This is a genomic window from Phycicoccus avicenniae, assembly GCF_018139485.1.
GTDB lineage: Bacteria > Actinomycetota > Actinomycetes > Actinomycetales > Dermatophilaceae > Phycicoccus > Phycicoccus avicenniae.
On the sequence record NZ_JAGSNF010000006.1, the window covers coordinates 102340 to 124292 of the forward strand.

The 21953-nt window shown below is 72.9% G+C and carries 24 protein-coding genes; 15 read left to right on the forward strand and 9 right to left on the reverse strand.

Features of this window, described 5'->3' with window-relative positions:
- Window positions 1-40: 40 nt before the first annotated feature.
- Genes KC207_RS06065 through KC207_RS06075 form a run of 3 tightly spaced genes read right to left on the reverse strand, consistent with a single transcriptional unit; the run spans window position 41 to window position 2255 of the window.
- Entirely contained in the window at window positions 41-1141 is a 1101-nt protein-coding gene (locus KC207_RS06065; RefSeq protein ID WP_211602021.1) for a PP2C family protein-serine/threonine phosphatase, read from the reverse strand.
- Between the two features lie 10 nt (window positions 1142-1151).
- A complete protein-coding gene (locus tag KC207_RS06070; protein ID WP_282958954.1) occupies window positions 1152-1622 on the reverse strand; it encodes a ribose-5-phosphate isomerase in 471 nt (156 codons plus the stop codon).
- A 3-nt stretch (window positions 1623-1625) separates the two neighbouring features.
- Window positions 1626-2255, reverse strand: coding sequence for a mycothiol-dependent nitroreductase Rv2466c family protein (locus tag KC207_RS06075; protein ID WP_282958955.1), 630 nt, complete (start codon window positions 2253-2255; stop codon window positions 1626-1628).
- A 113-nt stretch (window positions 2256-2368) separates the two neighbouring features.
- On the opposite strand from KC207_RS06075, the gene pepN reads away from it, so the two are divergent.
- Genes pepN through KC207_RS06090 form a run of 3 tightly spaced genes read left to right on the forward strand, consistent with a single transcriptional unit; the run spans window position 2369 to window position 6265 of the window.
- Window positions 2369-4921 (forward strand): aminopeptidase N, encoded by a 2553-nt coding sequence (gene pepN / locus KC207_RS06080; protein ID WP_211602022.1) that lies wholly within the window; start codon window positions 2369-2371, stop codon window positions 4919-4921.
- Window positions 4908-5870 carry a mechanosensitive ion channel family protein gene (locus tag KC207_RS06085; protein WP_249138591.1) on the forward strand — a complete coding sequence of 321 codons (963 nt, stop codon included), beginning with the start codon at window positions 4908-4910 and terminating at the stop codon, window positions 5868-5870. Before pepN ends, KC207_RS06085 begins: the two co-directional genes overlap by 14 nt.
- Window positions 5867-6265, forward strand: coding sequence for a globin (locus tag KC207_RS06090; protein ID WP_211602023.1), 399 nt, complete (start codon window positions 5867-5869; stop codon window positions 6263-6265). The genes KC207_RS06085 and KC207_RS06090 overlap by 4 nt, the downstream gene beginning before the upstream one ends.
- A gap of 180 nt (window positions 6266-6445) precedes the next feature.
- Here the strand turns inward: KC207_RS06090 and KC207_RS06095 are convergent, their stop codons facing one another.
- On the reverse strand, window positions 6446-6835 hold the full coding sequence (locus tag KC207_RS06095) for a pyridoxamine 5'-phosphate oxidase family protein (protein ID WP_211602024.1): 390 nt from the start codon (window positions 6833-6835) through the stop codon (window positions 6446-6448).
- Window positions 6836-6987: 152 nt separating this feature from the next.
- On the opposite strand from KC207_RS06095, the gene KC207_RS06100 reads away from it, so the two are divergent.
- From KC207_RS06100 to KC207_RS06110, 3 genes are read left to right on the forward strand one after another with little or no spacing between them, the layout of a single operon-like run.
- Window positions 6988-8742, forward strand: coding sequence for a glycoside hydrolase family 13 protein (locus tag KC207_RS06100; RefSeq protein ID WP_211602025.1), 1755 nt, complete (start codon window positions 6988-6990; stop codon window positions 8740-8742).
- On the forward strand, window positions 8739-9563 hold the full coding sequence (locus KC207_RS06105) for a glycerophosphodiester phosphodiesterase family protein (protein WP_367616032.1): 825 nt from the start codon (window positions 8739-8741) through the stop codon (window positions 9561-9563). Before KC207_RS06100 ends, KC207_RS06105 begins: the two co-directional genes overlap by 4 nt.
- A complete protein-coding gene (locus tag KC207_RS06110; protein ID WP_211602027.1) occupies window positions 9560-10240 on the forward strand; it encodes a GNAT family protein in 681 nt (226 codons plus the stop codon). Before KC207_RS06105 ends, KC207_RS06110 begins: the two co-directional genes overlap by 4 nt.
- A 12-nt stretch (window positions 10241-10252) precedes the next feature.
- Here KC207_RS06110 and KC207_RS06115 read toward each other — a convergent pair whose 3' ends face one another.
- Both KC207_RS06115 and KC207_RS06120 read right to left on the reverse strand, forming a co-directional pair.
- Window positions 10253-10873, reverse strand: a complete 621-nt coding sequence (locus KC207_RS06115) for a DUF8185 domain-containing protein (protein ID WP_211602028.1) — start codon at window positions 10871-10873, stop codon at window positions 10253-10255.
- The gene (locus tag KC207_RS06120) at window positions 10870-11316 is read right to left on the reverse strand and encodes an acyl-CoA thioesterase (RefSeq protein ID WP_211602029.1); all 447 of its coding nucleotides are present in this window, start codon (window positions 11314-11316) and stop codon (window positions 10870-10872) included. The genes KC207_RS06115 and KC207_RS06120 overlap by 4 nt, the downstream gene beginning before the upstream one ends.
- A 50-nt stretch (window positions 11317-11366) precedes the next feature.
- On the opposite strand from KC207_RS06120, the gene KC207_RS06125 reads away from it, so the two are divergent.
- Together KC207_RS06125 and cysM are read left to right on the forward strand one after the other, a co-directional pair.
- Entirely contained in the window at window positions 11367-12722 is a 1356-nt protein-coding gene (locus tag KC207_RS06125; protein WP_211602031.1) for a serine hydrolase domain-containing protein, read from the forward strand.
- 44 nt (window positions 12723-12766) lie between these two features.
- Window positions 12767-13681, forward strand: a complete 915-nt coding sequence (gene cysM / locus KC207_RS06130; RefSeq protein WP_211602033.1) for a cysteine synthase CysM — start codon at window positions 12767-12769, stop codon at window positions 13679-13681.
- A 72-nt stretch (window positions 13682-13753) separates the two neighbouring features.
- Here cysM and KC207_RS06135 read toward each other — a convergent pair whose 3' ends face one another.
- A complete protein-coding gene (locus tag KC207_RS06135) occupies window positions 13754-14383 on the reverse strand; it encodes a TetR/AcrR family transcriptional regulator (protein ID WP_211602034.1) in 630 nt (209 codons plus the stop codon).
- A gap of 84 nt (window positions 14384-14467) precedes the next feature.
- Between KC207_RS06135 and KC207_RS06140 the strand changes: the two genes are divergently transcribed.
- The 7 genes from KC207_RS06140 (at window position 14468) to KC207_RS06170 (ending at window position 20433) form a co-directional block, all read left to right on the forward strand.
- A complete protein-coding gene (locus tag KC207_RS06140; RefSeq protein ID WP_211602035.1) occupies window positions 14468-15034 on the forward strand; it encodes a dihydrofolate reductase family protein in 567 nt (188 codons plus the stop codon).
- A 4-nt stretch (window positions 15035-15038) separates the two neighbouring features.
- Complete coding sequence (locus KC207_RS06145) at window positions 15039-15182, forward strand: hypothetical protein (RefSeq protein ID WP_211602036.1); 144 nt, start codon at window positions 15039-15041, stop codon at window positions 15180-15182.
- A 111-nt stretch (window positions 15183-15293) separates the two neighbouring features.
- Entirely contained in the window at window positions 15294-15647 is a 354-nt protein-coding gene (locus tag KC207_RS06150; protein WP_211602037.1) for a nuclear transport factor 2 family protein, read from the forward strand.
- A gap of 154 nt (window positions 15648-15801) precedes the next feature.
- Window positions 15802-16386 (forward strand): dihydrofolate reductase family protein, encoded by a 585-nt coding sequence (locus tag KC207_RS06155; RefSeq protein WP_211602038.1) that lies wholly within the window; start codon window positions 15802-15804, stop codon window positions 16384-16386.
- Window positions 16387-16563: 177 nt separating this feature from the next.
- Window positions 16564-17154, forward strand: coding sequence for a dihydrofolate reductase family protein (locus KC207_RS06160; RefSeq protein ID WP_211602039.1), 591 nt, complete (start codon window positions 16564-16566; stop codon window positions 17152-17154).
- A 304-nt stretch (window positions 17155-17458) separates the two neighbouring features.
- Window positions 17459-18040: a dihydrofolate reductase family protein gene (locus tag KC207_RS06165; RefSeq protein ID WP_211602040.1), complete on the forward strand. Its 582-nt coding sequence runs from the start codon at window positions 17459-17461 to the stop codon at window positions 18038-18040.
- A gap of 260 nt (window positions 18041-18300) precedes the next feature.
- Window positions 18301-20433, forward strand: coding sequence for a RecQ family ATP-dependent DNA helicase (locus KC207_RS06170; protein ID WP_211602041.1), 2133 nt, complete (start codon window positions 18301-18303; stop codon window positions 20431-20433).
- A 27-nt stretch (window positions 20434-20460) separates the two neighbouring features.
- On the opposite strand, the gene KC207_RS06175 is transcribed toward KC207_RS06170, so the two are convergent.
- Both KC207_RS06175 and KC207_RS06180 read right to left on the reverse strand, forming a co-directional pair.
- Complete coding sequence (locus tag KC207_RS06175) at window positions 20461-21180, reverse strand: ABC transporter ATP-binding protein (RefSeq protein WP_249138600.1); 720 nt, start codon at window positions 21178-21180, stop codon at window positions 20461-20463.
- Window positions 21170-21952, reverse strand: a complete 783-nt coding sequence (locus KC207_RS06180; RefSeq protein WP_211602043.1) for an ABC transporter ATP-binding protein — start codon at window positions 21950-21952, stop codon at window positions 21170-21172. The genes KC207_RS06175 and KC207_RS06180 overlap by 11 nt, the downstream gene beginning before the upstream one ends.
- Window position 21953: the final 1 nt, after the last annotated feature.

Genomic DNA, 21953 nt, shown 5'->3' on the forward strand with positions numbered 1-21953 from the left:
GGACGGGAGCAGTCGGGCGGGCCGGCGGCGACCGGCGACGTCAGTGGCGCCGGACGGCGACCGCCGCCCGGTCGTCATCCTCCCCCGAACGGGCCGCCTCGCACACGTCGCTCGCGACGTCCCCACCGCGCAGGACCGACATCGCGGCGACCCCCAGCATGCGGTCGATGCCGTCGGTGAGGTCCCGGTCACGGGCCTCGATGACGCCGTCGGAGTACAGCAGCAGCGCGTCGCCGCGGTCGAGCGTCCCGCACTCGCGCTCGAAGCCGATGCCCGGGAGGACCCCGAGCAGCGGCCCGCGCTCGGCGTCGAGGACCGTCCAGCGGGCCCGGCCGGAGGTGTACCGGGCGGGCGAGGGGTGACCGGCGTTCGCGACGGAGTAGCGACCGGTCGCCAGGTCGAGCTCGACGTGGACGGCCGTCGCGAACCCCTCCTCCCAGCCCTGCCGGACGAGGTAGTCGTTCGCGGCGCGGAGGAAGTCGGCGGCCGGGACGGACCCGAGCAGCCCGCCGAGGGCGCCGGACAGCAGGAGCGAGCGGGTGCCGGCGCCGGTCCCCTTGCCGCTGACGTCGACGAGGGCGACCTGCAGCCGTCCCCGGTCGTCGTCGAGGTGGGCGATGACGAAGTCGCCGGAGAACCGGTCGCTGTGCGCCGAGAGGATCCGCGACGTCGCACTCCAGCCGTCGGGCAGCACGGGCATGATCCCGACCGAGGCGATCCGGTCCCGCAGCTCGGCGAACATCCGGTCGGCGCCGAACCCCCGCACCCCGACGAGGTCGCGGGAGCGCGAGATGACGACGACGAGCCCCATGACGGCGAGCAGGGCGAGCACCACCCCGGCCACCCGCGGCCCCGGGATCTGCGCCTGCGGGGCCCAGAGCGCGATGACGACCAGGCTGAGCCCGAGGAACACGAGCAGCCGCTGCGGCGACAGGAGCAGCCCGGACACGACGAGCAGCGGGAAGAGCATCGAGATGGGCAGCCACTCGGAGAACACGATCGAGCCGAACGCGACGGCGGCCAGGCCCACGACGAGACCGAGCGCGATGACCATGCCCTGGTCCAGCCCGCCCCCGCGGGAGGTCACCGTGCGCCGTCGCACCCCGTCGTGCTCGGTCCAGCCCGAGTCGTGCCCTGCCATCGGCCGCCCGTCAGGTGAGCGGCGGCAGCGTGCCGTCCGCCTCGTAGGCGTCGAGCATCGCGATCCGGCGGGCGTGCCGCGCCTCACCGGAGAACGGGGTGGCGACGAAGGCACGGACCATGGCCCGGGCGACCTCGGGGTCGGTCGTGCGCGCCCCGACGGAGATGACCCGGGCGTCGTTGTGCTCGCGGGCGAGCCGGGCGAGGTCCTCGTCCCAGCACAGGGCCGCCCGCACACCGGTCACCTTGTTCGCGGCGATCTGCTCCCCGTTGCCGGACCCGCCGAGCACGACGCCCAGCGAGCCGTCGTCCGCGGCGACCGCCTCCGCGGCGCGCAGGACGAACACCGGGTAGTCGTCGAGGGCGTCGTACGCGTGCGGACCGTGGTTGGTCACGTCGTGCCCGTCGGCCTCGAGCATCGCGACGAGGTCACCGAGCATCTCGAACGCGGCGTGGTCGGCCCCGAGGTGGATGCGCGCCACGGCTCAGTCCTCGGTGTCGAAGATCGGGCCCTGGGTCCGCGAGCGCTTCAGCTCGTAGAACCCGGGGGTGCGGGCGACGAGCACGCAGCCGTCCCACAGCAGCCCGGCGGCCTCGCCCTTGGGGGCGGGGGTGACGACGGGCCCGAAGAACGCGACGCCGTCGACGGCGATGACGGGCGTGCCGACGTCGTCGCCGACGAGCGAGATGCCCCGCTCGTGGCTGGCGCGCAGCTCCTCGTCGTGCTCGGTCGAGGTCGCGGCCCCGGCGAGCGCGGCCGGCAGCCCGAGCTCCTCGAGGGCGCCCGCGATCGCGGTGTCGTAGTCCTGCTGCTCGTGGTGGATGCGGGTGCCGAGCGCGTCGTAGAGCGGCTTGACGATCTCGTCGCCGTGCTCGCGCCGGGCCGCGACGACGACACGGACGGGGCCCCAGCCCTTCTCCATGAGGTCGGCGTACTCCTCGGGCAGGTCGCGGCCCTCGTTGAGGACGGACAGGCTCATGACCGACCACGTGACGTCGACGTCGCGGACCTGCTGGACCTCGCCCATCCAGCGGGAGGTCATCCAGGCCCACGGGCACAGCGGGTCGAACCAGAACTCGGCGGCGGCGCGGGGGGCGGCGGTGGTGTCGGTCACGTCACCATCCTGCCACCGCGGGCCGACGGGCCACAGGGCCGCCCGTGCCAGACTGGGTGGGCGGCGCCCCGACCGGGCGCCGCCCGCTTGCCACCCACCCCGAGGAGACCTCTGTGCCCGGCACGAACCTCACCCGCGACGAGGCCGCGACCCGCGCCTCGCTCGTCTCGGTCTCGACCCACGACGTCGAGCTCGACGTGACGACCGGACCGACGACGTTCGCGACGACGAGCACCATCCGGTTCTCGTGCTCCTCCCCCGGCGCGGAGACCTTCGTCGACTTCCTCGACGGCACCGTCGAGGAGATCGTGCTCAACGGCACCTCCCTCGACCCGGCGACCCACTACGCCGACCACCGGGTCCGCGTCCCCGGCCTCGCCGCGGACAACGAGCTCGTCGTCCGCGGCACCGGGACGTACACGAACACCGGTGAGGGCCTGCACCGGTTCGTCGACCCGGTCGACGACGAGGTCTACCTCTACAGCCAGTTCGAGGTCCCGGACAGCCGCCGGATGTACCCGGTGTTCGAGCAGCCCGACCTCAAGGCCGAGTTCGCCCTCACGGTCACGGCCCCCGCGCACTGGCGGCTCGTGTCGAACTCCCCGACCCCGGAGCCGGAGGCCGCAGGCGAGGGCGTCGCGACGTGGCGCTTCCCGCGCACCCCGCGGATCTCCAGCTACATCACCGCGCTCGTCGCCGGTCCCTACGACGTCGTCCGGGACAGCGTCACCTCGCGCGGCGGCGAGGTCCCCCTCGGGATCTACTGCCGCCGCAGCCTCACGCCCTACCTCGACAGCGACGCGCTGTTCGACGTGACGAAGCGCGGCTTCGCCTTCTTCGAGGAGGAGTTCGACTGCGCCTACCCGTTCGCGAAGTACGACCAGGTCTTCGCCCCCGAGTTCAACGCGGGCGCGATGGAGAACGCCGGCTGCGTGACGATCGCCGAGATCTACGTCTTCCGCTCGCGGGTCACCGAGTCGATCGTCGAGCGCCGGGCCCTCACCGTGCTCCACGAGCTCGCCCACATGTGGTTCGGCGACCTCGTGACGATGCGCTGGTGGGACGACCTCTGGCTCAACGAGTCCTTCGCCGAGTGGGCCTCGACGACGTGCCAGGCCGAGGCGACGCACTGGACCGACGCGTGGACGACCTTCGGCACCCACGAGAAGGACTGGGCCTACCGCCAGGACCAGCTCTCCTCGACCCACCCGATCGTCGCCGACATGGTCGACCTCGAGGCGGTCGAGATCAACTTCGACGGCATCACGTACGCCAAGGGCGCCTCGGTCCTCAAGCAGCTCGTCGCGTACGTCGGCCGGGACGCCTTCCGCGACGGCCTGCGCGCCTACTTCGCGAAGCACGCCTGGGGCAACACGACGCTCGAGGACCTCCTCGTCGAGCTCGAGGCCACCTCGGGACGGGAGCTGCGCGAGTGGTCCCGGCTGTGGCTCGAGACCGCCGGTGTCGCGACCCTGCGCCCGGTCGTCGAGGTCGACGAGTACGGCGGCATCACCTCGGCCGTCGTCGAGCAGACCGCACCCGAGAGCCACCCGACGCTGCGTCCGCACCGGCTGGGCATCGGCCTCTACGAGGTCCGCGGCGACGTCCTCGAGCGGACCGACCTCCTCGACGTCGACGTCGACGGCGCCCGGACCGAGGTCCCGGCCCTCGTCGGCCGCCCCCAGCCGGACCTGCTCCTCGTCAACGACGACGACCTCGCCTACGCCAAGATCCGCCTCGACGAGCGCTCGCTCGCGACGGCGGTCGCGCACCCCCGGGGGTTCACCTCCTCCCTCCCCCGCGCGCTCGTCCTCGCCTCGGCGTGGGACATGACGCGGGACGCCGAGATGGGGGCGCGGGCGTTCGTCGACCTCGTCCTCGCGACGCTGCCCGGGGAGTCGGACTCGACGCTGCTGCGCACCGTCATCGCCCAGCTGCAGACCGCCGTGCACTCCTACACCGCTCCCGAGCACCGGGACGCCACGCGCCGCTCGGCCCGGGACCGGATGTGGGAGCTCGCCGGGGCCGCCGAGCCCGGGAGCGACGCCCAGCTGCAGCTCGTGACCGCGACCGCGGCGCTCACGACGGTCGGGGACGACCCCGCCGTGCTGCGCGGCCTGCTCGACGGCACCGCTCCCCTGGAGGGTCTCGACGTCGACTTCGAGATGCGGTGGACCCTGCTCACCGCGCTCGCGGCCTCCGGGGACGCCGACACGCCCGAGATCGACGCCGAGCGGGCTCGGGAGGACACCGCGACGGGACGCGAGCGGGCGGCCCGGGCGAGGGCCGCGCTGCCCACCCCCGAGGCCAAGGAGGTCGCCTGGCGTGAGATCGTGGAGGAGTCGGGCAAGCCGAACGCCGTCGTCGACGCGGTGGGACTGGGCTTCACCCGGCCGGGCACGCCGGCAGAGCTGCTGCGCCCGTACGTCGAGAAGTACCACGCGTCGCTCGTGACCGTGACGTCCTCGCGGTCGCACGCCATCGCGGAGTCGATCGTCCTGGGGTTCTACCCGCGCCCCCTCGCGGACGCCGCACTGCTCGAGGCGACGCAGGCCTGGCTCGACGACAACCCCGACGCACCCCCGGCGCTGCGCCGCATGGTCGCCGAGAACCGCGACCCCGTGGCGCGCGCCCTGACCGCACAGGAGCGCGATGCCCGTGACTGAGATGTTCGTCCAGCTGCCCGAGCTGCTCGGACTGCCCGACCTCGACAGCCGTGTCATGGCCGACTACGTCGAGAGCGCCCAGGTGTGGCTCCTCAGTGACGGCCTGCGCGTCCTGGCGACGATCGGCTTCGCCCTCCTCGCACGGTTCGCCCTCCACCGGGTCGTCAACCGGACCGTGTCGCGGATGACGGCCCGGTCCACGGCTCGCGCCACCGAGACCGACAAGGACGGCAACCTCCTCGCGACGACGACCGGCAACGCCGGCGAGCGGCACCGGGCCCGGGTCCAGACCGTCGGGTCGCTGCTGCGCAGCGTCGGCACGTTCGTCATCGGCGTCGTCGCGGGCCTGACCGTCATGGGGCTCATCGGACTGCCGCTCGGTCCGCTGCTCGCCTCGGCCGGTGTCGGCGGTGTCGCGATCGGTTTCGGCGCCCAGAGCCTCGTGAAGGACTTCCTGTCCGGGATCTTCATGATCTTCGAGGACCAGTACGGCGTCGGGGACACGATCGACACCGGCGAGGCCATCGGCGTCGTCGAGGAGGTCACCCTCCGGATCACCCGGCTGCGCGACTTCGACGGCGTCGTCTGGTACGTCCGCAACGGCGAGATCATCCGCATCGGCAACCGCTCCCAGGGCTTCGGCGCCGCGTGGGTCGAGATGCCGGTCTCCTACCGCAACGACATGGACGAGGTCCTGCGCATCCTCCACGAGGTCTCCGAGGCGTTCGGCGAGGACCCGGAGTGGAAGGGCAAGCTCATCGAGGCCCCGACCGTGCTCGGCGTCGACGCGATCACCGGCCAGACGGTCACGACGAAGATCATGGCGAAGTGCCTGCCCGGCGAGCAGTTCGCCGTGCAGCGCGCCCTGCGCCAGCGGATCAAGGCCGCCTTCGACGAGGCGGGCATCGAGGCCCCGCCGGTGCCGCTCGCCCAGGGCGGCCCCGCGTGAGCATCTACGAGGAGGTGGGCGGGGCGCCGACGTTCGAGCGCCTCGTCCACGCCTTCTACGAGGGCGTCCGCGACGACGAGCCGCTCCGGGCGCTCTACCCCGAGGAGGACCTCGCGCCGGCCGAGCGCCGGCTGCGGATGTTCCTCGTGCAGTACTTCGGCGGCCCGAGCGACTACAGCGACGAGCGCGGCCACCCGCGGCTGCGGATGCGGCACGCGCCCTTCCCCGTGACGCTCGACATGCGCGACCGCTGGATGCGGCACATGCTGCACGCCGTCGAGGTCGCGGAGATCCCCGAGCCGCAGGCCGAGCAGATGCGCGACTACTTCCTGCGGGCGGCGCACATGCTCGTCAACACCGACGACGGGCACGGCCACCCGCCGCTCACCCCGTAGCCCGACCCGGCGCGCCCACGGGAGGATCGACCCCGTCGTGGCGTGGTCGAACCTCCCATGGAGGCGTGACGCCCGTCAGAGGTCGACGGTCCGGTTCTCGGCGGGGAACTCGTCGGGGTCGTCCCGGCGGATGGCCTTCCCCATCCCGACGAGCTGCTTGACCCGGCTCGTCGCGGCGTCTCAGTACTCGGCGGTGTCGCCGTGCACCTTCAGCAGGGCGAGCCCCTCGGTGTCGAGGCCGTCGGGGAACCACGTCTCCAGGGGCTTGGACCACAGCTCCTCCGCCTTGGCCCGGTCGTGGACGAGCTCCGCCGTCCCGGACAGCGAGGTCCACTCGCTCTTGCCCTCGTTGGACAGCGAGACGTTGACCCTCGGCTCGTCCCGGATCTGGCGCACCTTGTCCGAGTCGTCGTAGGTGAAGAACCACAGGTCCCCGTCGAACTCGGCCTCCTGGACGACCATGGGCCGGCTCACCCGGTCACCGTCCGGGGTCGTCGTCGTGAGCATCGCCGTGCGCGCCCGGTCGACGAGGTCGACCACCGTGCTGCGTGCGTCCTGGGTGTCTGCCATGAGGACCTCCTTCTCGTCAGCCGCGGCCCCGGGTGGGCGCGGTGGCGCCCCGCGGACGCCGTCGTCCCTCCCTTACCCGGATCGGGCGGGGTCACCCCCGGACCGTCCGACGGGCGTCGGCCGTTTCGTGCCGCCCCCGCCGATACGGAACGATGGGGCGGGTGAGCGACCCGACCACGCAGACCCGCGCCCTCGTCCACGCCCCGGAGGCCCCCGACGCCCAGTGGTGGCGCGACGCGGTGATCTACCAGATCTACCCGCGCTCGTGGGCCGATGCGGACGGCGACGGCATCGGCGACCTCCCCGGCATCACCGCCCGGCTGCCCTACCTGCGCGACCTCGGCGTCGACGCCGTGTGGCTCAGCCCGTTCTACGTCTCGCCGATGAACGACGCCGGCTACGACGTCGCCGACTACCGCGACATCGACCCCCTCTTCGGCTCCCTCGAGGACGCCGACGGGATGGTCGCCGCGGCCCGCGAGCTCGGGCTCAAGGTCATCGTGGACCTCGTCCCGAACCACACGAGCAGCGAGCACATGTGGTTCCGGGAGGCGCTGGCCGCCGCCCCCGGCAGCCCCGAGCGCGACCGCTACCTCTTCCGGGACGGCCGCGGCGAGCACGGCGAGGAGCCGCCGAACAACTGGCCGTCCGTCTTCGGGGGCCGCGGCTGGAGCCGGGTCACCGAGGCCGACGGCTCCCCCGGTCAGTGGTACCTCCACCTCTTCGACCGCACCCAGCCCGACCTCAACTGGCAGAACCCGCAGGTCCGCGCCGAGCTCGAGTCCGTCATCGCCTTCTGGTGCGACCGCGGGGTCGACGGCTTCCGGGTCGACGTCGCGCACGGCCTCGTCAAGGCCGAGGGCCTGCCCGACTACTCCGGCAGGGTCGGCCTCTACGACGAGGTGACCTCCGGCGACGAGACCGAGGGCGGGGTCCTCGACCACAACGCGACGGGTGCCGCCCCGATGTGGGACCAGGACGGTGTGCACGAGATCTACCGGTCGTGGCGCCGGCTGCTCGACGGCTACGGCGAGCCCGCCCGCATCCTGTGCGCCGAGGCCTGGGTGACCCCCGAGGAGCGCCTGGCCCGCTACGTCCGTCCCGACGAGATGCACCAGGCCTTCAACTTCGACTTCCTCGAGACGCCGTGGGACGCCGCCGCGCTCACGACGGTCATCGAGTCCTCGTACGAGAGCAACGACTCCGTGGGTGCCGCGACGACGTGGGTGCTGTCCAACCACGACGTCGTGCGGCACGCCTCCCGGCTCGGCCTGGACCAGACCGTCCGCCGCACGAACGGCATCGCGGCCGACGACCCGCAGCCCGACGCCGCGCTCGGCCTGCGCCGGGCCCGGGCCGCGAGCGCCCTCATGCTCGCCCTCCCCGGCAGCAGCTACCTCTACCAGGGCGAGGAGCTGGGCCTGCCCGAGCACACGACGATGCCGCACGAGGTGCGTCAGGACCCGACGTACCACCACACCGGCGGTGAGGTCGTGGGCCGCGACGGCTGCCGGGTGCCGATGCCGTGGACGGCCGACGGGCCGAGCCTCGGCTTCGGCCCGGGCGACCACCCGTGGCTGCCCCAGCCGGAGGCGTACGCCGACCTCGCCGTCGACCGGCAGGAGGGCGTGCCCGGATCGACCCTCGAGCTGTACCGCAGCCTGCTGCACCTGCGCCGCGAGCTGGGCCTCGGCCGCGCCGGCCTGGAGTGGGACGGGCTCGCGTCCGACGCCGTCGTCGCGTTCCGCTCCACGACGGCCGACGGTGGGACCGGCCTCCTCGTCGTCACCAACCTCGGCCCGGACCCGGTCGCCCTGCCGGCCGGGGAGGTGCTCCTCGCCTCCGGCCCCCTCGACGGCGATGCGGTCCCGACGGACACGACGGTCTGGGTGCGGCCCGCGGGGTGAGCGTGCGCGCCGCGGACTTCCCGTACCTCTCGGGCCCGACCCCGCTCGCCCTCGCGCACCGGGGCGGCGCCCTGCTGCCGGACAACGTGGGCCTCGAGAACACCCTGGGGGCCTTCCGGCGGGCCCGGGCGCTCGGCTACCGGCACCTCGAGACCGACGCGCACGTCACCGCGGACGGCGAGGTCGTCGCCTTCCACGACGACTCCCTCGACCGGGTCACCGACGCCGAGGGACGCATCGCGGACCTGCCGTGGTCGGAGGTGTCGCAGGCCCGGGTCGGCGGCGTCGAGCCCGTGCCACGGCTGGCGGACCTCCTCGAGGAGATGCCGGACGCCCTGCTCAACATCGACGTCAAGGCGGACGCGGCCCTCGAGCCGACCGTCGAGGTGCTCCGTCGCCACGGCGCGGTCGAGCGGGTGTGCATCGGCTCCTTCTCCGAGCGCCGCGTCCGGGCCGCCCGCCGCGCCCTCGGGCCGCGGCTCGCCACCGCGGCCGGTCCCGTCGGCACGGCCGCCCTGCGCTTCACCCCCGACGTCGTCGCCCGGGTGCTGCACACCCCCGCGCCGGTCCTGCAGGTGCCGGCCCACCACCGGGTCGCGGGGCGCGTCGTCGAGCTCGTGACCCCGGGGTTCGTCCGGCGGGCGCACGCCGCCGGGAAGCAGGTCCACGTGTGGTTCCACTCGTGGTCGGTCGAGGACGCCCCGGAGTACCACCGGCTGCTCGACCTCGGGGTCGACGGCGTCGTCGCCGACCGCATCGACGTCCTCGCCGACGTCCTCGCCGAGCGCGGGCGGCCCCTCACGGGAGGGGCCGTCGGATGAGCGGACGGGACGGCCTCACCCTCGTCGACGCCGACGAGGTGCCCGCCGACGAGTGGCGGGCCGTGTACCGGACGGTCCTCGCACCGGCGTTCCCGCCCGAGGAGCTCGTCTCCGAGGCCGGCTTCCTCGCCCAGCGTGGGCACGCGGACGCGCACGTGTGGTTCGCGCGGGTCGGTGAGGGGCCCTGGTGCGGGGTGGCGCTCGTCGAGACCGGGCACGCGGACGGCACGGCGCTGCTCGCCTACCTCGCCGCCTCCGCAGCGGCGCGCGGCCGCGGGGTCGGGTCCGCGCTGCTGTCCCACGTGCGCGAGCGGCACCCGATGCTGTTCGTCGAGGTCGAGGACCCGGCCGTGCACACCGACCGCGGCTTCGGCGACCCTTCGCGTCGGGTCGCGTTCTACGACGCCCACGGGGTGCGCGAGGTCGTCGTCCCGTTCGTCATGCCCCCGGTCGCGCCCGGGCTGCCGCGGGTGCCCGGCATCCTGCTCGGCCTCGCCCGTCCGGCCGCCGACACCCCCGACCGGGGCGAGGAGCACGTCCCCGCCGACGCGGTCCGGTCGTTCCTCACCGGCTACGTCCTCGAGGACGACGGCGTTGACGCCGAGGACGCCCGCGTCCTCGGGGAGGCGCTGCAGGCCGACACGCTCGTCGTCCGACCCCTGCTCCCCCGCCCCTGACGGGGAACGCCGTCAGCGCAGGAGGACGTGACCGCCGGTCGCGGTGAGGCGGGTCCAGCGGTTCGAGCGGAACACCGTGACCGGGCTGCCCGGTGCGAGGAAGCCGAGGGAGAAGGCACCGAACGCGCCGCCGGCCCGCACCCCGGGGACGGTCTCCTCGGCCCAGATCCGGTCGCGGACGAATCCGGCGGCGGCCCCGCGCTCGCGGACGGCCGCGCCGACGCTCTCGATCCCGGCGCGGGCACCGCGGGCGAGGACGTCGGCCTCGACGTCCTCGCCCCGCTCCCAGCCGGATCGCGGCGGGGTGACCGCCGACCACGGCGCGAGGGCCCGCGTCGGCGGGATCTCGAACGCCCCGGAGCCGTCCGCGCGGGCCGTCCGGTCTGTCACCGCGCCGAGCGGGACGACGACGTCGCAGTCGGCGGGCTCGGCCAGCGCGAAGGTGCGCAGCCCGAGGACGAGGCCCTCGGCGAGGATGCCGCTGCCCGGCATGACGCACACCCACGCGGCGAGCACCCGGCCGCCGGCCTGGAGGCGCATCGCACCGGCGTCGTCGACGGCCCGGGCCCGCGAGGCGAACCGGCCGAGATCTCCGAGGGAGGCGGCGTCGGTGAGCCGCAATGCCTCGCTCACCGGTCCCGCCACCGGAACGGCACGGGGTCGCCCGCGTGCGCCTCGAGGGTCCCGCGGGCGTCGGCGGGCAGCCGGCGCGGGCGGGCAGCGGCGAAGTCGTAGAGGACGAGACCGGTCTCGGCGACGGCGTAGACGGTGTCGCCGACGTCCTCGGGGTCGAGGACGCGGTAACCGAGGTCGAACCCGGCCCCGTGGGTCCGGGTCACCCACATGTCGACCCGCACCGGCGCCGGACGGTAGGTGAGCGGGGCGCGGTACTCGATGGAGTGCCACGAGACGACGATGCCGCCCTCGAGCATCGACGGGCCGTCCCCGGCCCAGGAGTCGAGGCCGACGACCCGGGCGTCCTCGAGCAGCCGGAGGTACTGGACGTTGTTGACGTGCCCGTACGCGTCCATGTCGGACCAGCGCAGCGGGACGAGGGCGACGAACGGCTCCGGCATGTCGCCATCCTCGCAGCCGGCGCCCAGGGGCCGCCCCTAGGGTTGGCGCCGTGGACATCGACGCACGCACCTCCGACCGGCTCCGGCACGTCCTCGCGAGCGCCCAGCGCGACGGCCGCCTCCCCTCCGTCGTCGCCGGGGTGACCCACGGCGGGGAGCTGCTCTGGCACGGGGCGGCCGGGACCGTCGACGGGCGGGCCGAGGGCACCGCCGCCGACGACGACACCCAGTACCGGATGGGCTCGATCACGAAGACGTTCGTCGGGGTGTGCGTCATGCGGCTGCGCGACGCCGGGGCCCTCGACCTCACCGACCGCTTCGAGGACCACGTGCCGGGGTCGCGGATCGGCGGCGCGAGCATCGAGCAGCTGCTGTCGCACGCGGCGGGCGCCCAGGCCGAGACCGCCGGACCGTGGTGGGAGCGCACCGAGGGCGGGGACTGGGACGCCCTCGTCGCCTCCCCCGCCGAGCAGCGCTTCCGGGCCGGCCGGAGGTTCCACTACTCCAACCTCGGCTACGGCGCGCTCGGCCGCCTCCTCGAGGTGCACCACCAGACCGGCTGGTTCGACGTCGTGCGCACCGAGCTGCTCGAGCCGCTCGGGATGGACCGCACGACGCCCCGGCCCGCCGGGTCCGCGGCCCCGGGGCTCGCGGTCCACCCGTTCGCCGACGTCCTGCTCCGCGAGCCCGAGCACGACGGCGGGGCGATGGCGCCGGCCGGCCAGCTGTGGACGACGGTGCGCGACCTCGCCCGCTGGGCGACCTTCCTCGGCGGCGACACCGGCGACCTGCTGTCGGCCGACACGCTCGCGGAGATGTGCGAGCCGCACCACGTCGTCGACAACCCGGGGCAGCCGTGGACCGGGGCGCACGGCCTCGGCTGGCAGGTCGCGAACGTCGACGGCGTGCGGTACGCGGGCCACGGCGGGTCCATGCCCGGCTTCCTCGCCGGCCTGTGGGTGCGGCTGTCCGACGGCACCGGCACGGTGGCGATGGCCAACGCGACCACCTCGACCGCGATGAAGACGCTGCAGGACGACCTCCTCGCCGTGCTCGACGAGGACGCGCCCGCGGCCGTCGAGCCGTGGTCCGCGTCCGGTGACGCGGCGCTGCTCGAGCTCGTCGGGACGTGGCACTGGGGCGCGTCGACGACGACGGCGAAGGTCGTCGGCGAGCACCTCGTCCTCGGCGAGCCGGGGGTGGGCCGCGGGTCGCGGTTCGCGAGGACCGGGGACGACGACTGGGTGGGCCTCGACGGCTACCTCACCGGCGAGCCGCTGCACGTCGTCCGCCGGGCCGACGGCACCGTGTCGCACATCGACCTCGCCTCGTTCCGCTACGCCCGCACGCCGTACGACCCGGACGCGGACATCCCCGGCGGCGTCGACGGCTCCGGCTGGCACTGACCGGCTGTTCCGGCTCTTCCCCGACGCCGCCGTAGAATCCGCGGGTGAGCACCCCTCCGGACTACCCGACGATGGAGGACGTCATCGGCGGTACCCCGCTCGTGCGTCTGCAGCGGCTGCCGGGGCCGGAGAACGACCGCCGCGGCAACGTGCTGCTCGCCAAGCTCGAGGGGGACAACCCGGCCGGCTCGGTCAAGGACCGTCCGGCGATCAGCATGATCCGGGGCGCCGAGCGGCGGGGCGAGATCTCCCCCGGCGACACCCTGCTCGAGGCGACGTCCGGCAACACCGGGATCGGCCTCGCGATGGCGGCGGCGATCAGCGGCTACCCGCTCGTCATCGTCATGCCCGAGGACGCCTCGACGGAGCGGGTCCGGACGATGAAGGCGTACGGCGCGGAGCTCGTCCTCACGCCCGCTGACGGCGGCATGGAGCAGGCCCGCGACGTCGTGACGCGGATGGAGCAGGAGGGTCGCGGGCGGGTCCTCGACCAGTTCGGCAACCCGGACAACCCACGCGCCCACGAGGAGGGCACCGGGCCGGAGCTCTGGCGGCAGACCGACGGACGGATCACGCACTTCGTCTCGGCGATGGGCACGACCGGCACGATCACCGGCGTCTCGCGGTACCTGAGGTCGCGCAGCCGGGACGTACAGATCGTCGGGGCGCAGCCCGCGGAGGGCTCGAGGATCCCGGGGATCCGCGCCTGGCCGCCGGAGTACGTGCCGTCGATCTTCGACGCGTCGCTCGTCGACCGGACCGTCGAGGTCAGCCAGGCCGACGCCGAGGAGATGGCCCGGCGCCTCGCCCGCGAGGAGGGCATCTTCGGCGGACCGTCGGCGGCGGGCGCGTGCTGGACCGCCCTGCAGGTCGCCGAGGAGGTCGAGGACGCGACGATCGTCTTCGTCGTCTGCGACCGCGGCGACCGCTACCTTTCCAGCGGCGTCTTCCCCGACTGACGTCCTCGCGACCAGTCGGACCGGACCGCCCGGTACCAGCCGGGACGTGGATGCTCGCACAGGCTGCCGGGGCTAGCGACGTGTCTCAGGGTCCTCGCTCGTGAGGGCCTGGTTGACGCTGGTGGTGAGACCGGTTAGGAGCAGGTCGAGCCCGTGTGCGAAGGACTCGTCGGACTGCCGGGATGGTGGGGCGTCGTGCTCGGCGGCGATCGCGGCGAGGGTCCATCGGGCGAGGGTGTCGAAGGTTGCCGAGGCCTGGGCGGGCTCGAGTCCGGTACGGGTGAGCGCCTCGACGTCGGCATGGGTCCGTTCGTCGCGATCATCGACGGTGTCAGTACGGCGGCCGCCGACGCGGTCCAGCATGACCCGGGCGAGGCCGGGGTGGCCGAGGTAGTAGTCGCGCATGGCCAGGGCGCCGGGGCGGGCCAGGTCGACGTACTCCTCGATGGTCGTGACCGAGTCCAGTGAGGTCTCGGTGTCGCCGGAGTCGGCCGGCACCCGGCGCGCGACGAGGTCGAGCAGCTCCTCGCGCCCGGCGACGTGGTGGTACAGGGCCGGGGCGCTCACGCCCAACCGGGCAGCCAGTGCACGCATGGTCAGCGAGTCGACCCCCGCCTCACGGATCATGGCGAGCGCGGTGTCGGCGATCGACGCCACCGTGATCTTGATGCGGGAGTCGCCGGGCCGCCTGGGTCGAGCCACGTTCGTCCTTCCCGCTTGCGTTCTGGCTTTACCTCGTTAGGCTAGCAGGTGAACGACGTTAATCCAGATGTGAGGAGACCGGACATGCGTCAGCTCATCGTGACCCAGAACATCACCCTGGACGGGTCGATCGAGATGCTCGAGGGAACCGACTGGTTCTCCCCCGAGGCCGAGCAGGACCAGGACGACCTCATCGAGGAGATGGCTCGCCAGGACGCCACGAACGACGCCGTGGTCTTCGGTCGGCAGACGTTCGAGGACATGCGTGGCTACTGGCCCCAGCAGACGGACGACAGGACCGGGGTCACCGACACGTTGAACCGGGTGACCAAGTACGTCGTCACCTCGACGATGACCGATCCGGGATGGGACCGCTCGGTGGTGCTGTCCGGTGATCCGGTCGCCGAGGTGGGGGCGCTGAAGGAGACCGAGGGGCAGGACATCGTGTGCACCGGCAGCATCCGTCTGGTGCACGACCTGATCCCCGCCGGCCTCGTCGACGAGTACCGGCTGTTCGTCTACCCCGTGGTGCAGGGCAGCGGACGACGCCTGTTCCCCGACGGCCACCAGGTACCGCGGCTGGAGCTGCTGGAGGCCAGGACGTTCCGCTCCGGCATCGTGCTGATGCGGTACCGGCCGGTCACGGGTTGAGGTGATGACGCTGACAGGGACGACGAGGTCGACGAGGGTCGTCGCGCAGCAATGGGTCTCGCTCGACGGTTACGCCAGCGGGACCGGCGGCGAGGACGCCCTCTTCGCGCACGTGCACGCCGATGCCGACGAACGCTCCCGGCGGTAGTCGTCACGACCACCCCGGCCGATCCCCTCGACCCAGCACCAGGAATAGATCAGCACCGACCTCGAGAAGCACCACATCGACCCATCGACCCCACCAGGAGGAGACCGAGACATGTCCACCTCGACACAGAGCGTCGTGGAGCGGTTCATGACGACGTTCGAGAGAAACCTCGCCGACGTGGCCGACCTGATGACGCCAGAGGCGCTCTGGGAGCTCAACGGCGAGGCGCAGACGCAGACCGCTGCCGCCTTCGTGGAGCGCCAGCAGGCGGACCTGGCCACCGGGACCGCCAGCACAGACGTTGAGTGCTGGATCATCGACGGCCAGCAGGCGGCCTGGATCGGCTGGACCACCTTCACCCCGCACCACGACGGGGAACCGATGCGGATCGCGATGAGCGAGTGGTTCACCATCACCGACGGACGGATCAGCCGGATCCACGACATCATGGCCATGCCCGGCTGAGCACCGCGACCGCGCGCCATCACGCACGGCGCGTCCCGCGACGACGGGCTCGCGAAGCGACCCGATGCGAGCTCGCGCCGTGAAGATGGTCCAACGACGAGTGTGCGGCTCCGATCGGGTCCGTCCCGAGGAGTCACGAGAGGAAGGAGACTCCATGCGTGTCGTGGTCGTCAACCACTTGAGCCTCGACGGCGTCATGCAAGCTCCGGGAGACCCAGCCGAAGACACCCGGGGAGGATTCGAGCACGGCGGCTGGGCGACCGAGCGCTCCGCGGATCCTGCACTCAGCGCGACGATGGGTGAACGGATGGGCCGCGACTTCACCTGGCTCTTCGGTCGACGCAGCTACGAGGGCATGCTCAGCCACTGGAACCGGGTCGGCGGTCCGTTCAAGGACGGTCTCAACCAGACCGAGAAGTACGTCGCGTCGGCCACTCCCGACGCCGCCCTACCCTGGCCCAACTCCACCCTCCTGACCGGCGACGTACCAGCCGAGGTCGCAGCCCTCCGTGAGCAACCGGGCGGCAACCTCGTCATCATGGGCAGCGGCCACCTCATCCGATCACTGCTCCCGCATGACCTTGTCGATGAGCTGCTCCTCATGATCCACCCCGTCGTCCTCGGCTCGGGCCAGCACCTCTTCGGGCCCGACGACCAGACACGGCCGCTCCGCCTGCTCGACGCCACCATGACCGAGAGCGGCATCCTGCTCGCCACCTATCGGCGAGATGCTCCGTGAGCGGTCGGCAAGCGCCCGACCGGCGCTGTAAGCGACACGGGCGAACCGACCACCGACCCGTCGCGCGGGAGAGCGAGCTGCGTCGCGCGGATCTGACAGACCCCTGGCCGATGAGATGCAGCCGTCTGCCGGGGCTTGCCCACGATCAGGGCTACACCGAGTGAAAGGACGTCGACCGTGGGTCGCATCGCAGTTGTGAACTGGACCAGTCTCGACGGGGTCATCCAGTCTCCGCTGTCACCGGACGAGGATCGCGACGGCGGCTTCGAGCGCGGTGGCTGGGTCCCGCTCTACAGCGACGACACCCTCAACGACTTCATGCAGACCTCGACGGTCAACGCCGCCGGCATGCTGGTCGGTCGCCGTACCTACGAGATCCTGTCTGATGCGTGGTCGGAAGCCGACGAGTCCGAGCCGGCGATCGCGGCGATGAACCGCATGCCGAAGTACGTCGTCTCGTCCTCTCCTGTCGAGCGTGCGTGGCAGAACTCCCACCCCATCGAGGGCGATCTGTCCGCAGCCATCAGCGCCATCAAGGAGCGCACCGACGGCGACCTCGTCGTCTTCGGTTCAGGGACTCTGGTCCGAGCGTTGGCCGAGCACGACCTCGTCGACGAGTACCGCCTCATGCTCTTCCCGATCATCCTCGGCCACGGCAAGCGCATGTTCGACGACACGGGCCACCTGGCCCGCTTCCACCTGTCCGACAACGTGATCACCGCCAGCGGGGTCGCCATCCTCACCTACACGCGCGACACGCAGGCCTGAGCTCCTTCTGTGCCGTGCGAACCGCGACCGGGCAAGGGGAGCACCTTGCCTCGGGTGTTGCGCTCTGTGTGTCGTCACCGGGTCGCCCGCCCTCGTCCGCCGATGGGCTCGCCGGACGTCCCTGTGCGGCATCGCCACGCGGAGCGTGACCACAGCGGGATGGCAAGCGCGCGAGGCGATGCGCCGCCGTCCCCCGTGCCTCCATCACCAACCGGGGCGCGGAGTCACCCGGTGCGACATGAGTTTCGATCGCGGGTCCGGCTGCACGTCGACCCGCGGTCACCGAGAACGAAGGAGCTGCAGCATGAGCGCCACCTACACCTGGGACGTCTTCTCCACCCTCGACGGATACGGGGGTTACGCAGAGGGGGCGGACTGGGGCGGCTACTGGAGCAAGCAGGGCCCCGAACTGCTCGCGCACCGCGCCTCACTGTTCGACCCCGAGCCACGGATGGTCTTCGGAGCGAACTTCTTCCGCGAGAACGCCGCGATCATGACCTCACTCGACGACCCGAACGCACTCGACGAGTGGAACCTCCGCACGCTGCGCGCCCCGGCGACCGTCATCTCGTCCACCCTCCGGAGCACCCTGGGCTGGCCCGACGCCACGATCGAGCGGGGTGACGCCGTCGCCGTGGTGCGGCGGCTCAAGGCGACCTCGGACCGTCCGCTGCGGTCGCAGGCCAGCCTGGCCCTGAACTGGTCCCTCATGGCCGCAGGTCTCGTGGACCGCATCCAGCTGACGGTCTTCCCGGTGATCTCGGCCAAGACGGGCGCCTTCCCCGTTTTCCGCGGAGCCGGGGACTTCCACCTCGAGCTGCTGGAGAGCCGGACCCTGGACGCGAACACGCAGGAGCTCGTCTACCGACCGACGCCGCGTCGGTAGCCGACCAGCGCTCCCCCTCCGCAGGAGCGAGCGGTCCCGCACGGCGAACGCCTGGCGGGATCTGCCAAGGTCACGACCGCGGCGCCTTCGCTCACCGGCAGGAGAAGCCGTACGACCTCCTCCGGAGGCCGTCGCCGAGACTGGGGCGTCACACGGCAACGGCAGAGGATGCACTCGAGTCGTGCGGCGGGCCGGGTCCTCGCCGACCTGTGGACGGCGGTCGGCACGGTGTCGGCCGGGACGCCTACGGTGGAACGACCATGACGACACCAGCGCAGGCCCCCGCTCCCCCGACCGCCGAGCTCGCCGACCGGGCGCGCGTCGCGCTGCGCCGGCTCGTCGGCCGCGACGACGCCGACTTCCGCGACGGCCAGCTCGAGGCGGTCTCCGCCCTCGTCGCCGAGCACTCCCGCGTCCTCGTCGTCCAGCGCACGGGGTGGGGCAAGTCAGCGGTGTACTTCGTCTCCACCGCCCTGCGCCGCGCCGAGGGGGCCGGCCCGACCGTCATCATCAGCCCGCTGCTCGCCCTCATGCGCGACCAGATCGCCGCCGCCTCCCGTGCCGGCATCCGCGCGGTGACGATGAACTCCGCGAACGCCCAGGACTGGGACGAGGTCCGGGCAGCGCTCGCCGCGGACGAGGTCGACGTCCTCCTCGTGAGCCCCGAGCGGCTCAACAACCCGCGCTTCCGCGACGAGCAGCTGCCCGACCTCGCCCGCCGCTGCGGCCTGCTCGTCGTCGACGAGGCGCACTGCGTCAGCGACTGGGGCCACGACTTCCGCCCCGACTACCGGCGCATCAAGGACCTGCTCGACGGCCTGCCCGACGACGTCCCGGTCCTCGCGACGACGGCGACGGCCAACGCCCGCGTCGTCCACGACGTCGAGGAGCAGCTCGGCGCCGGGGGCCGACCCGTCCTCACCGTCCGGGGCGGCCTGGCCCGCGACTCGCTGCGCCTCGGCGTGCTGCGCTCGATGTCGCCGGAGCAGCGGCTCGGCTGGCTGCTCGAGCACCTCGGCGACCTCCCCGGCTCGGGCATCGTCTACGCCCTCACCGTCTCGACCGCCGAGGACGTCGCCGCGACACTCGCCGAGGCCGGGCACGCCGTCGCCGCGTACACCGGCCGCACCGACCCGGCCGACCGCGAACGGCTCGAGGCGGCGCTGCGGGACAACGAGGTCAAGGCGCTCGTCGCGACCTCCGCGCTCGGCATGGGCTTCGACAAGCCGGACCTCGGCTTCGTCGTCCACCTCGGCGCGCCGAGCAGCCCCGTCGCCTACTACCAGCAGGTCGGACGTGCCGGTCGCGCCACCGACCGGGCCGACGTCCTCCTCCTCCCCGGGCCGGAGGACCGCGACATCTGGCGCTACTTCGCCTCCGTGTCGATGCCCCGCGAGGACCAGGCCGCCGCCGTCCTGCGCGCCCTCGCCGAGGCCGGCCGCCCGCTCTCGACCGCCGCCCTCGAGACGGCCGTCGACGTCCGCCGCACCCGCCTCGAGCTGCTCCTCAAGGTGCTCGACGTCGACGGTGCCGTGCAGCGGGTCTCCGGCGGGTGGACCTCGACCGGCGTGCCGTGGGAGTACGACGCCGAGCGGTACGAGCGGGTCGCCACCGCCCGCCAGGACGAGCAGCAGCTCATGGTCGACTACGAGCGCACCGACGGCTGCCGCATGGCCTTCCTCCAGGAGTGCCTCGACGACGACTCCGCGCAGCCCTGCGGGCGGTGCGACTTGTGCGCCGGCGCCTGGTACCCCACCGACATCCCGGACCGGGTCGTCGGCGCCGCCCGCGACCGGCTCACCCGGGTCGGGGTCGACGTCGACGCCCGCGCGCAGTGGCCGTCCGGGATGGACCGGATCGGCGTGCCGGTCAAGGGACGGATCGCCGCCGAGGAGCAGGTCCGCGGCGGGCGGGCCCTCGCCCGGCTGTCCGACCTCGGCTGGGGGCAGCGGCTGCGCGAGGTCCTCGCGACCGACGCTCCCGCCTCCCCCGAGCTCCTCCGGGCCTGCGTCTCGGTGCTCGCCGGGTGGGACTGGATCGAGCGGCCCGTCGGGGTCGTCGCCGTCCCGTCCCGCACCCGACCGCAGCTCGTGTCCTCCCTCGCCGAAGGGCTCGCCGAGATCGGGCGGCTCCGACCGCTCGGCACCCTCGACCTCGTCCACGACGGGCCGACCGGCGAGATGGGCGGCAACAGCGCCTACCGGCTCACCGGGGTGTGGGACCGGCTCGCCGTCGGCCCGGACCTCGCGGCCGCCCTCGACGGGTGCCCGGGCCCGGTCCTCCTCGTCGACGACGTCGTCTCCTCCCGCTGGACGCTCACCGTCGCCGGGCGGGCGCTCCGTCGGGCCGGCGCCCCCGGGGTCCTGCCGTTCGCCCTCGCCGTCGACGGCTGACACGCGCCGCCTCGAGGACCTCGCCCGTCAGACGTCGCCGCCGAGGTAGGCGGCCTTCACCGAGTCGTCCCCGGCGAGCTCCGCGCCCGACCCGGACCGGACGATCTCGCCGGTCTCGAGGATGTGCGCGGTGTCGGCGAGCTTGAGCGCCTGCGCCGCGTTCTGCTCGACGACGAGGACGGTCGTCCCCTGCTCGTTGATCTCCCGGATGATCGCGAAGATCTGCTGGATGAGCTTCGGCGCGAGGCCCATCGACGGCTCGTCGAGCAGGAGCAGGCGCGGACGGGCCATGAGCGCCCGGCCCATCGCGACCATCTGCTGCTCGCCGCCGGACAACGTCCCGGCGACCTGGCGCTCGCGCTCCTGCAGCCGCGGGAAGAGCGAGAACACCCGCTCGAGGTCCTCGCGGTAGGCCGCCGACTTCCGGTCGTTGCGCACGTACGCGCCCATGTCGAGGTTCTCGCGCACGGTCATCCCGACGAACACCCCGCGCCCCTCCGGCGACTGGCTGAGCCGCAGCGCGACCCGCTCGTACGGCGGCAGCGTCGTGATGTCCTTGCCCTCGAAGACGACCCGCCCGGCCCGCACGGTCCGCAGCCCGGAGATCGTCTTCAGCGTCGTCGTCTTGCCGGCCCCGTTCGCCCCGATGAGCGAGACGACCTGGCCCTCCTCGACCCCGAACGAGATGTCCCGGATGGCCTCGATGTGCCCGTAGTTGACGCAGAGGCCCTCGACCTCAAGAAGCATCCTCATCCACTCCCAGGTAGGCGGCGATGACCGCGGGGTCGTCCCGGATCTCCGCCGGGGTGCCGTCGGCGATCTTCTTGCCGAACTCGAGGACGACGATCCGGTCGGTGACGCCCATGACGAGCCGCATGTCGTGCTCGATGAGCAGGACGGTGAACCCGCGGTCGCGGACCCGCCGGATGAGGTCCATGAGCTGGGCCTTCTCCTGCGGGTTGAAGCCGGCGGCCGGCTCGTCGAGGCACAGCAGCCTCGGACCGGTCGCCATCGCACGGGCGATCTCGAGCCGGCGCTGGTCGCCGTAGGGCAGGTTCGAGGCGAGCTCGTCGGCCCGGGACGCCAGGCCCATGAACTCGAGCAGCTCCATCGCGGCCTCGTGCCCCTCGGCCTCCTCGCGGCGGTGCCTCGGGGTCCGGAACAGTGCGGACACGACCCCCGCCGAGTGGTGGACGTCGGTCCCGACGAGGACGTTCTCGAGCGCGGTCATCGCCCCGAAGAGCCGGATGTTCTGGAACGTCCGGGCGATGCCGCGCTTGGTGATCGCGTGACGCTTCAGCCCGGTGAGCGGGTCGCCGAGGAAGCGCACCTGCCCCGACGTCGGCCGGTACACCCCGGTGATGACGTTGAACGCCGTCGTCTTGCCGGCGCCGTTCGGGCCGATCATCCCGAGGATCTCGCCCTCGTCGATGTGCAGCGACACCGAGTCCAGGGCGGTGAGCCCGCCGAAGCGCAGCGTGACGTCGTCGACCTCGAGGACCTTCGTGCGCTCGCCCATC